This is a genomic window from Pseudomonas sp. SIMBA_041 (assembly GCF_046535095.1).
Classification (GTDB): domain Bacteria; phylum Pseudomonadota; class Gammaproteobacteria; order Pseudomonadales; family Pseudomonadaceae; genus Aquipseudomonas; species Aquipseudomonas mucoides.
Genome location: NZ_JAWRXJ010000575.1, coordinates 1 through 256, shown reverse-complemented (window position 1 = coordinate 256; position 256 = coordinate 1). Strand labels below are relative to the sequence as shown.

Here is a 256-nt window from a genome sequence, read left to right as displayed (position 1 = left end):
ACGCGCTTCTCGCTGCGCTGGAAGTGCATGCATAAGAAGATGAAAGACGGGGGGATGTATTCGTCGACGGGCGAATTGCTGGGCGACGCAAACTCTCGCGTGGCCGCTGGCGATATCGAGAGCGCACTGCGGCTCATTCAGGACTTTGTGCAATCCGTGGTCCGGGATCCTCGGACGGTCGCGAAAATCTTTGCGAGTCACTCGCTCGACGTTTTCTGTCGAGATGTCGGTGCGCGGGTTCTCGCTGGCTTGCCGG

1 protein-coding gene is annotated in these 256 nt (G+C 59.8%); it reads left to right on the top strand.

Translation table 11 applies throughout. The features are described 5' to 3' along the window. Positions 1-27: 27 nt before the first annotated feature. The coding region (locus tag SB725_RS32420; protein ID WP_410923608.1) for a hypothetical protein at positions 28-256 on the top strand (229 nt) is incomplete at its 3' end.